Origin of the sequence: Planktothrix sp. PCC 11201, assembly GCF_900009135.1 — a bacterium.
GTDB lineage: Bacteria > Cyanobacteriota > Cyanobacteriia > Cyanobacteriales > Microcoleaceae > Planktothrix.
This window is the reverse complement of record NZ_LT797691.1, coordinates 1-9,951: the sequence shown is the minus strand read 5'-3', so window position 1 is coordinate 9,951 and position 9,951 is coordinate 1. Positions and strand designations below refer to the sequence as shown.

The following is a 9,951-nucleotide window of genomic DNA, read 5'->3' as shown; positions in this document are numbered from 1 at the left end:
GTTCCTAAAACTTTCTGGTTATCTTCCCAAGCTGCATACAATGGGAAGTTTGTAAATCTTCCCTCGGATTGCGGGTAAATTTTTCCCTAGCCCATAGAAGATTATTTTCTATAGCCGCAATGGATAGCGGCTATAAATAGAAATCACCTCTCCTTCTCCTGTTTGTATTCCGTCAATTCAGACACGGGTCGCAAAATAAAGTCTGTTTTAGACTTTTCCTTTTCGGTTTTAGAATCCTTAACAGTGAATTCGTAGTTATTCTGGATATCTTCACAATAAAACTCCAGATTCTCTCCTCCTCCTTTACCCTGAACGATTGCTACATCATCCCGAGTATTAGCCCGTTCCTTTTCGATTTTGAGTGCCATTTCCTTAATTTCATTTTCAAGCCTAAAGGTTAATTTCTCCTTTGGGTCTTGTTTTTTAGATAAATTAATATTTTTCCCCTTTGCTTTTCCAAGGGACTCCAAAACATCATCTTTTTTCCTTAAATTAGGACGTTTAGCCATAACTTTTAATTAATCTCCTATCCTAAGTGTTTAATTAAAGTATCTCATTAATTTCTCGATAATGAGCATTATCTGAGTAGTATTCATGGTTTACTGTATCCTCAATAATTATTGTTAACAATTTATGAAGTACATACCATCTAATTTTAGAGCTACTAGATATATCAGATGTTTCTAATGCTTCTGCTAATTCATGTAGTAGAGGTACAAGATATTCGTTATTAAATCTATCCCAAAACTGATAGCTACCTTCGTTACCATTGATATCAAATTTCATTATTTTAACCTATTGCATCCTTATATTTATTTTCCTTTTTTGTCCATCATCCACCAGAAGTTCCCACCCTTAGCGTCCCCAATAAACTTTCTGATAGTAACGGGTATTTTAGAATAATTCATAAATTTATCAAGGATTTTAATTGTTTTCTCAGGGTCATCTAAATCAAGAAGTTTAATTAACTGGTCATCGGTAGGTTTCTTAGGGTCAAACCCAACTTTTCCCCCTAGAGATGGGTCAACAGGAATTTCAACACTTTCAATCTTATCTCTGGTTGGTATCCCAAAGAATCCAATTATTGCTTTAGCCGATTCACTCGCAATAATTGACACTTTCAGTATCTGTACAGCTATCCAATTAAGTCTAATGATTAGATTTAATAGTGCCGATATATCAGAATCCTGTTTCTGTGATAATTCCATTATTTTACCTATTGCAGCAGTATTATTAATCGCTTTAAAAGTGTATCCTTGCTCCCCTTCTTTCATAGGGTTATTATCCTTGACTGCAATCTCAACTTCTCCACACGTTCTATGGTCAAGTGTTCTGAATACTAGATTCATTAAAGCGTTATAGGTCATCCCCTTGGTCTCACCCTTTCCACCAGGGATATAAAGATGATTGGGAATTTCTAATCCGTTTTCTTTAAAGTTATCGCCACCTAACATATCATAAATATCCTCAATCAAATCACAGCATTCATTATCCATAATTGGTGGAATACTCCTAGGTGGGGTTTCAAATTCAGTTTTTTTGTTTGGTATGTTCCTATATTTTAGCTCTATAGTTTGAACAATTCTGGGTTTGGTATAAAAATCCGTAACCCGACCCAAAACAGGTTCTTTTGTGTTATTTCTCCATTGACGTTGGGTATAATCATGCTGAATAGGCGCATTAATCTCTGGAATTGTTTCAATTCTTTCTAATAAATCTTGCAGGTTACTAGTACCCAATAAAATAATACCGTCACCTTTATATACAGCTTTGTAAGTTGTTCCCATTATATTATAATAAAAAAATTTAGTTGAATAATTAAAAATACTCCAGTCTAAAATATCTCCTTGAGATGTTGCTAAAAAATCCATAAAAGTAAAATCAATAAAATTATCATTAAGGTTAACAATATTATTATCTTTGAAGTAATCAATAAAATTAGCGTCTAAACCTGCTGAATACCCCGACGTTTGCCCACTGCCTTTAATGATTGAAGGTTGAGATATTTTAGATATTTTTTTATTAGATAAATCTTCTAAAGTGTTATCTGTTTTTCTGTCTTTAATTCGTTGTTGGACGCTTCTTAACGCCTCCATTGTGACCCATTTAGGACTATTTTTAGGAACAGTTGGTAGGTATGTTGTTTCTGTTGCTCCTATCAATAATTGCGTGTTAGATACTTTAATGTCTAACTCCCAACTGGTGTCGTAATAGCTTGTCGATGGGATGCCCTGAAGAAATGCTTTGTATTCAGGGACGTGATCCCAAAAACTAGAATCTTCTCCTTGCAAGTAAACTCCAACAATAAAGCTCCCATTCCACTGATAGGATATCCGTCCTGGTAATTCTAGAATTACCCACCCTGGCTTTGTACCCGTATCGTTTAACCTTGGTGGGTTACCAGACTTAGGCGGTATTTTAGGTGAGTATTCCCCCGGGTCGGGCGGTTTAGGGGGTGGTGTGGGAGTAGGGGTTGGAGTAGGGGTAGGTTCGGGTTCGCTACAGTTATCAGCTTTTCTTGTGTCTTGATTAACGATTTTCCCGAACATTGTCACAGTGACAGTAATATCACAACCTTCTCGGGTTTGCTCAACTGTAGCAGTTCCAAAACCTAGATCAACTGTAGTATTGCTTAAATTCTTGGGATCAATTACTACTGATAATCCAGGAACACCCAGAGATAAGTCACCCTTCACAGATAATGCTATACCCGCACCACCAACCCTCAGTCCGATTTCTACATCACCTTTGGCGTTGATACCTACACCCGGTGTAGCTCTACCTGCTGTCCTGGCTGTACCTTGAGCAAGATTACTCGCTCCAAAACCCCTACCTGTAGCAATGGCTCCCCTTAATCCGGCTGTTCTTTGAGCTTGTCTTAATTGTCCGTTAGTCGGTTGTATCGTACTTTTTCCTTGTTGTGGGGTAGTTGGTGATTTAGCAATAGATGATGGGTTTCTCGAAAAGGGTTTAATGGTACTTGTTGCCCCATTTCCAAAATTGAGCGGTTGAGTCTGACCTGAGATAGCTGTCCCAGAGTTCCCTATTCTTGTCGCTGTTCCGTATGTAGTCATTTTTTGTCTCTAATTATTTTCTATAGCCGCAATGGATAGCGGCTATAAAAGGAAATTACACATAGCTTACTTCTTCTATCGCAACTACATTGCTTCCTACTTCACAGCGACTCCATAAGGGTAAGTTCATAGTTGCCCTACTATCACCTGTATCTATCTCTTGATTATCGATAATTAAAGTTTTATCTTCATAAACTAAAGTTTTACCAGGTGATAATTTTAATTTAGCTGAATTTTCACCTGTAGTTAATCCAAAATTGTAAATAATATCAGTCGCTCCGTTATTGCATAAATAAAAACTTAAACGTTTAGGGTTTATCGGTAATAATTGCTTAGGAATATTATTGATAACCACATTCTCCGATTTGGTTATCAATAATTCTCTAGGCAGAAGTTCAAAAGTAACACTACCTGAATAACCGCCTCCAACAAGAATTAAATCATCTGTAGATAATTTGGGATATATCTGTAGTTTTAATTCTTGCTTAATGTCACCAAAAACTAAAGGTGTAGTTTTGGTCAAGTAGGGCATTAAGTCAATAAAACCAGGTAATCTATTGTTATAAATCAAATCAGCTATTGGGTATCCTAACTCCTCATTATAAGGGATATCATTAGTAAAATAAACGTCCCCTAAAGCGTAATCGATATCGTAATGTTTTATCAATCGAAATTCAAAAGCGTAATTAGAATTATGGTTATAAACATTTTTAAAATTAATCGTTTTAACTTGTTTTGATAAATCTGATTCCCGTCTCGCATATACAGGTATTTTGTCACTAGGCACTAAAGCTCGGGATGGGATTAAATAATCAAAGTGTAGATACTCTAATTTTAATTCACATTGGACTGTTGATAGATTAGCGTTACTCGGTAAATGTTTTAAAATAATATCGCGCCAAGAAATTAGCTTAATTTCTTGATAATCAGATGAATCTGAATAAGTATTTTTATCGATAACAACCGGAGGTACTTCTCCGGCAAACGTCTTGCTGTAAAAAGTCATTTAAAAATCCCCTGTTAATACAAAAGTACCGCCTTTATAGGGGTCTGCATTGGGCGCATAAGACTCAATAATGCAGGTATCAAATGCGTTGGAATTATTAATATTTTGAGCTACAAATCTACCTACATGACGGCTAAAATCTGGCTTAACCTGCACCAAACCCGATACTACGTCTTTATACCAAGCATTGCGGGTTAATCGCCCTACAAAGCTGTTTGGAAGGGATTCTAACTCTGGATTGACTAAATCAGATGCGATATCAAACGCGGTTTGAGCGATATCTAAAGGGTCAAATAGCTGTAAATGAATCGAACCGTAATTAATCGGATTTGTTATTAGAACGTTAAAGTCAATTTTCTTGCCAGGATAAAAACTGTAAATATCAAATAATTTAAAGCCTGTAGTACCACTATCACTATTTTTTAACTTGTTCAGATTATCGGCATAGGTGTATGTTTCACCTGCATAAATATCATACGGTTCCCAAGCTGTATAATTTGTTCCTGTAGGCAATACTAATCGAAGTTCAACAGGTATCATAAGTTCCTCTGTATTTTTATCAATTATATCTTTATCGGAACGGATTATTAAAAAAATTTCTGTAGGTTCACTAACTTTAATGGATAATCCTAATTGTCCTAGAGTTACATCTACAAAATTACTACCGGGTAAAAAATTAAAATTGCTTGGTGAAACTGGTCTATAGCTATCGTCTTTATTTTTCCAAAACAGTCTACATCTACCGGAAATGATATCTAAGGATATTTCCCTATTAACAGTTTCAGGGATTGAAACAACCAAGTCAATGTAAGTATCTATCTCATTAATTGTTAGTTCATTAGAACTAACAAATTGATAAACAGGAAACCCACTACCCCCCGATATACCAATAGCGTTAATAGTTTGTTGTCCTGTCCAATTACTCGGAATTATTGGCATATAATACTAGATGTAGTAATCTTGTTATTATTATATGGCAGCAACAGAACTAAAAACAGAAGATATTGCCAAAATAAAAGGGAATACTTTATCGACAGCGTTAACAGATAAAGAGAGAGTCCCTGACCCTAACTTTTTTAGTGGGATTAGCTCGTTTTTTGTAGATGCGGCTAGGGCGGTTGCTAATTCTTCCGCTTGGTGGGCGAAACTGATAAAGGGAACCACCATGATTAATAATATTGCCGGAGGGGCATTTATAGGGGCAAGGATTGGAGCGTTTGCAGGACTTCCAGGAATAGTTATAGGTGCAGCTGCCGGGGGAGCCGCAGCCGGAGCAGGGACTTTTTTAGCCGGATATCTTCTACAAAATGGGAATCCAGTAGCTCAAGTTTATGGCGCTTTAGAGGTAGCCAAAAACGCAGGGTTGGCAGGTGCCGCCCTAGCTGGGAGCGCGGCAATTTCAATGACAACCGGGGTTACAATCCCCCAATTAATATCAAGTTTGTTGAACTTTGGTGAAACGGTTTATGACTTTAACTTTGATATCCCTGATAGCGAGATATGGAAGCAAATTAATTCAATTGTTGATGGGCTATATGGTCAAGCTGGTCAGTTTTTAGGCAGTAGCTTTGCACGGTTTGTAATGACAGGGATTTTATCCCCGCCAAAAGTTGTGATTGACGTGCGGGGGTTGGCACTCGCCTATAGTGAATACGCAGAGGATAAACGTAAGGAGTTATTGCAGGGAATCAGTAATTTCGCTTGGGTGGGACTAAATGCAGCCAAGCGTATCGGGTTTTTATTTGCGTTTTTAAATGGTCGGAGTGCGATTAAGTTAGCAATTGCCAACGCCCCTGGGTTAAAGGAACTTAATCCTGATTTTGTCAAGCTGGTCGAAGGTTGGGGAGATGAGGAAGACGAAAAAACTAAGGAGAAAGAAGTTAAAGACTGGAAAATATCTACTTGGGTTGAAGCAAAAATCGAGGGGATTGCAGACCCTCGGATTAAATCCTTTGTAGAGGGATTTTTGGATGGAGTTAAGGACGTAGTTTTTGACGACGTTGAAGAATATTTTGAGATGAGGTACTCCTAATATATTTCTATAGCCGCTATCCATTGCGGCTATAGAAAATAATCTTCTATGGGTTAGTTGGTTTTTTGGGCTTAGGTTTTCTGGGTGGTAATCTCCATCGCTCAATGTCCCAGTTGATTAATTTTTTCAGTTTAATTATTGGGTTCACATTACAACCTTTACAAATCCATTGGTATCACGATAGAAATTACCAGCACTCAATCCATCCGGCACAAGCGGCAGAGCCGTCGCTTTAAAGCTAGTGCCATTGATTTTGCCATTTCCGTCACGTTGTACCATAGTCCAAGCATTGGGTGAGGATGTTAGCCCCATCCATTCAAGCCTTTGGCTATAGAAATCGCTTAAAATCCAGGGTTGCCAATTCCCTGGAATATTAGTGGCTAAAAAGCTAATTCTTTCAGGGATTCCCTGTATCTCGCTCCAGTGAATTTGGTTGTCTGAAAAAATAGCGGGTTTATTCTGTAAAGAATCCCAGTTATTGTTTTTGGGTGGTGCAATTAAAATCATTTTGCTACACCTCTACATATTTAGCGTAACTAGCGTTAACGGTAGGTGTTCCTGTGCTAATTACAGAAATTAACTCCTTTGAAAAATCAAAATCCCCAATAATGTTCTCTGGGTAAAGTACATAATCGTAATCGGTAGCAGTTGCAGTTCTCCCTAACGCTATTTTAACGATTGCAGAAGTAGAAGTGTTTACAATTGAATAAATTTTTCTACCGTTAGTAGCAGTTCCATCTAAGGGAATTAATGTACTTGCGGTATTAGCAATTAATGTACTCGTAGAACTAACGGTACTGTCTAACTTTAATTGAGTTACATTTCCATCAAAAACCGATACTGGGGGCGGTGTAATTAAAAATCCCATGTGGGTTAACTCCTTTAATTCAAATAGGGTTTAGAGGTTCGAGTATTACCATTAATGGTAATAGGGTAATCAGTTAATGAACAACTAATTAAAAGTTGTTGAGATGTACTCATCTCGGTAACTGATTCAATCGAAAAATCACAACACATTTTACTACCAGGGTTTTTAGCAATGACTAATTCCTGCTTATGTTGGTAAGCTAAAACGTGAAATAAAGCGTCGAGTAAAGTTTCTCTATCGTAAGGATAGACTCCAGTACCAGGAGTAAAGTCAAAATTGTAGTAATCCTTAATTGATATGGTTCCATTAACAATAGTTCCCTCTAATTCCGTTAAATTAATTGTAGCAATTTCCTCGGTAATATTTTCAGTAATAGTAATAACCCTTTCATTAGTCAAATTTAAGTCAGGGTTGTTTTGAATCTCTAACACTTTTCGACACAGTTGGAGTGTTAGTTCCTCTAGGGTTGTTACAGATGAGAATTGTGGGTATAAACCCAGTGTTATATTCATAGTTTAAAAAAATGGTACATCAAACTGATTCCCTGAAATGATTTCTAAAATTTTACACGTTATCACCAAATTTAAAAACACTGTAAAAAATACTATAATTAGCATACCTCTTACCCATTCCACCTCTGTTGGTTTTGTTTTTTTAGTGTTTGGGTTTGGCTGTTTTGGTTTCATGATATAATCTTTTAACGGTAAATTGATTAAAAGATTATATCATTGTTACGGTTACGGTTCATCTTCAAAGTAATCAATCTTTAAATTGACCCATAACCATTTTCTTAGAGGTTGGAACTCAAGCCAAAATTGATTAGTTAAATTTTGTAATCTAATCAATTGAATCCTGTTAATAGGCACAATTAAATTTTCAGCTTGCCAAGGGATAGTGTTAGTAAAATCATTTAACCTATGGGTAAGATACCCGCCCCTATAAAATCCATCTGGGATGTCACTAAATGTTTCACAGTGAATCCTTATTGTATGCCTATAAAACGGTTGGGGTATTTGAATTAAAGGCAAGGGGTCAGATGACTCATGTCTAACGTCATAGATATTATTCCATCTTGTCTCATTAAGTAGAGTCATCTGACCCTCCTTTCAATTAATTGTTATGGTGTTGCCGCTTCTTGTTTGTAAATATCTTTTAGACTTGATAAGTCTACAGTCATTCCCTTTAAAGGGTATCGACTGCCGCCGACTTCAAAATAATCTGGCTGTTTAGCGGCGGGGATTACCTGAAGTAACCAGTATTGAATCGCTCGTGTGTTCATCTTACTGTGAACACGAATAGATCGTTTTTTAGACTTGGAAGCACTCCTGCCAGGAGTTGCCGGTGTACCCGTTCCAACTGGTACAGCCGCTTTATCAATACTAATTCCTGCGGGAACATCTGCAACTTTATTCCATCCTAAAGTAACTTTTTTGCCTATAAATCTTGGTAATTTTTTAGGTACTCCCCCATCTGCTTCTAGGCGAACTTTGCGAGTAGATGGATCTTTTTCAGATACTAAAAATTTGAATGCGGCGGGAGTAGGTTGTTTGGTTGCATCATAATCTAAGCCCAACGTAAACCAAGCAGGGACGCTAAATTGCACCGCAGTATCACTATCAATAGGCGCAATTACGTTTGTTCGTTCGGCACGAAAATTAGTGGGGTCATTATCGGCTCCTGCTACGGCATCACCCTTAGTATCTTGTTCTGTTTGAGATTCAATACTTGTTGTAGTCTGCGCGGGTTCCGATGTCGGGATGTCTTTATTTACTTTTGGATCTGCCATATTTATTTTTAGATGTTTTTTAAAATATAACAAACTAAAAAACAAGTTATAGTTAAAATAAACAATGGGTAAACCTTAACCTTTACCCATTGTTTATTAATCGTTAAAAATAGGGTCACACGGCAAACCCCGACCCCGGTTAAACAGCATAATTTTTTTAGATGACTTGGGTAGCCAGACCCAAGCCTGCCAAAATTGTAAATCTACTACAGGACGATAATTTCGCTTTTTTACCTGTTTATTCATTACGGTTATAGTCTCATCGTCATTAAATTGTTTGTCATTGAGTTTTAAACCTATGCCAACTTTATTCTCATCAAAAGCATCTCCTTTAATTTGAACAAGTAATTTATATGTTTCTATTGCATTTTGTTCATTTAAAAAATGGGTATAATTTGCGTATCCTTTTTTCCAATCTTGGTAAGTATAAGTTTCTTTTCCCCTTTTTAAAATAAAAGGAATATTATTAGGGAAAAACAAAGTCATAATTTTTTCCCTAAATTTCTTTAAATCATTTATGTCTAATAGTTTTGGCTGATTATCTTCTAAGCATTCACCATAGCCAATTAATGTAATACTAAGTTCTGTATCGTGTCTATAGTTTTTATTCTCATTTTTTGTAGTTTGCCAAAACCTTAATTTTATTTCTGGGAAACCTGAAAGTAGTTGTGATTCACTGATAGAAGTTTTACCGATTTCATCAAAATGAGAATTATTATCTCTCATTGCATCTAAACATTGTTGACGCAATTCAATCATCGTACCTGTTATATAAATAAATTCATCTTTATTTTTTCTATTTTTCCAAAATTTAATAACGTAATATCCCAGTGAATGAAAAGACTCTAATTCTAGTTCTGTCGCATCCTCCCTCGGTAGTATCCACTCAAATGAAGGACGAGCGTCTTTCAATACCCCCCAATATTTAATACTTTCTTCGGCTTCATTTACATACCCCCTATTCTGTCCCGTTATCGGATTTTTTTTAAATTCATATTCAAAGTCTGTAAACCACGTTTTAAAATCTATTGTGAACCCTAATCTTTGTCCCAGTATTTCATGTAACGCTTTAATCAAACTACCTTGTAACAGAATCTGGGATTCCGTTCCACTGATTAAATAAGTTTTATCCCTGTCAAGTTTATTGCTTGGCGTAGTCTCAAACACCCTGTAGTTAGGTGACTC

11 protein-coding genes are annotated in these 9,951 nt (G+C 36.4%); 1 reads left to right on the top strand and 10 read right to left on the bottom strand.

The genetic code is table 11. The features are described from left to right. Positions 1-143: 143 nt before the first annotated feature. The 5 genes from PL11201_RS04545 to PL11201_RS04525 form a co-directional block, all read right to left on the bottom strand. Positions 144-509: a hypothetical protein gene (locus PL11201_RS04545; RefSeq protein WP_079677431.1), complete on the bottom strand. Its 366-nt coding sequence runs from the start codon at positions 507-509 to the stop codon at positions 144-146. Between the two features lie 34 nt (positions 510-543). Further along, positions 544-786, bottom strand: a complete 243-nt coding sequence (locus tag PL11201_RS04540; protein WP_079677430.1) for a hypothetical protein — start codon at positions 784-786, stop codon at positions 544-546. Between the two features lie 26 nt (positions 787-812). After that, a complete protein-coding gene (locus tag PL11201_RS04535) occupies positions 813-2,696 on the bottom strand; it encodes a hypothetical protein (protein ID WP_144017671.1) in 1,884 nt (627 codons plus the stop codon). 433 nt (positions 2,697-3,129) lie between these two features. Further along, entirely contained in the window at positions 3,130-4,080 is a 951-nt protein-coding gene (locus PL11201_RS04530; RefSeq protein WP_079677428.1) for a hypothetical protein, read from the bottom strand. Continuing rightward, on the bottom strand, positions 4,081-5,019 hold the full coding sequence (locus tag PL11201_RS04525) for a hypothetical protein (protein ID WP_079677427.1): 939 nt from the start codon (positions 5,017-5,019) through the stop codon (positions 4,081-4,083). A gap of 34 nt (positions 5,020-5,053) precedes the next feature. Between PL11201_RS04525 and PL11201_RS04520 the strand changes: the two genes are divergently transcribed. Further along, the gene (locus tag PL11201_RS04520) at positions 5,054-6,112 is read left to right on the top strand and encodes a hypothetical protein (RefSeq protein ID WP_079677426.1); all 1,059 of its coding nucleotides are present in this window, start codon (positions 5,054-5,056) and stop codon (positions 6,110-6,112) included. Between the two features lie 144 nt (positions 6,113-6,256). On the opposite strand, the gene PL11201_RS04515 is transcribed toward PL11201_RS04520, so the two are convergent. The 5 genes from PL11201_RS04515 to PL11201_RS26405 all read right to left on the bottom strand — a co-directional run. Next, positions 6,257-6,619, bottom strand: coding sequence for a hypothetical protein (locus PL11201_RS04515; protein WP_079677425.1), 363 nt, complete (start codon positions 6,617-6,619; stop codon positions 6,257-6,259). Between the two features lie 4 nt (positions 6,620-6,623). Beyond that, on the bottom strand, positions 6,624-6,980 hold the full coding sequence (locus tag PL11201_RS04510) for a hypothetical protein (RefSeq protein WP_079677424.1): 357 nt from the start codon (positions 6,978-6,980) through the stop codon (positions 6,624-6,626). A 14-nt stretch (positions 6,981-6,994) separates the two neighbouring features. After that, positions 6,995-7,492 carry a hypothetical protein gene (locus PL11201_RS04505; RefSeq protein WP_144017670.1) on the bottom strand — a complete coding sequence of 166 codons (498 nt, stop codon included), beginning with the start codon at positions 7,490-7,492 and terminating at the stop codon, positions 6,995-6,997. Between the two features lie 605 nt (positions 7,493-8,097). Continuing rightward, the gene (locus PL11201_RS04495; protein WP_079677421.1) at positions 8,098-8,766 is read right to left on the bottom strand and encodes a hypothetical protein; all 669 of its coding nucleotides are present in this window, start codon (positions 8,764-8,766) and stop codon (positions 8,098-8,100) included. A 96-nt stretch (positions 8,767-8,862) separates the two neighbouring features. After that, positions 8,863-9,951 (bottom strand): hypothetical protein (locus PL11201_RS26405; RefSeq protein ID WP_159451512.1); only part of this gene is annotated, 1,089 nt, incomplete at its 5' end.

What these genes read in the sequence shown, in the direction of transcription:
- PL11201_RS04510 (WP_079677424.1), bottom strand. Translation starts at nt 6,980, where the DNA reads ATGGGATTTTTAATTACACCGCCCCCAGTATCGGTTTTTGATGGAAAT.
- PL11201_RS04545 (WP_079677431.1), bottom strand. Translation starts at nt 509, where the DNA reads ATGGCTAAACGTCCTAATTTAAGGAAAAAAGATGATGTTTTGGAGTCC.
- PL11201_RS04520 (WP_079677426.1), top strand. Translation starts at nt 5,054, where the DNA reads ATGGCAGCAACAGAACTAAAAACAGAAGATATTGCCAAAATAAAAGGG.
- PL11201_RS04505 (WP_144017670.1), bottom strand. Translation starts at nt 7,492, where the DNA reads ATGAATATAACACTGGGTTTATACCCACAATTCTCATCTGTAACAACC.
- PL11201_RS04515 (WP_079677425.1), bottom strand. Translation starts at nt 6,619, where the DNA reads ATGATTTTAATTGCACCACCCAAAAACAATAACTGGGATTCTTTACAG.
- PL11201_RS04525 (WP_079677427.1), bottom strand. Translation starts at nt 5,019, where the DNA reads ATGCCAATAATTCCGAGTAATTGGACAGGACAACAAACTATTAACGCT.
- PL11201_RS04530 (WP_079677428.1), bottom strand. Translation starts at nt 4,080, where the DNA reads ATGACTTTTTACAGCAAGACGTTTGCCGGAGAAGTACCTCCGGTTGTT.
- PL11201_RS04540 (WP_079677430.1), bottom strand. Translation starts at nt 786, where the DNA reads ATGAAATTTGATATCAATGGTAACGAAGGTAGCTATCAGTTTTGGGAT.
- PL11201_RS04495 (WP_079677421.1), bottom strand. Translation starts at nt 8,766, where the DNA reads ATGGCAGATCCAAAAGTAAATAAAGACATCCCGACATCGGAACCCGCG.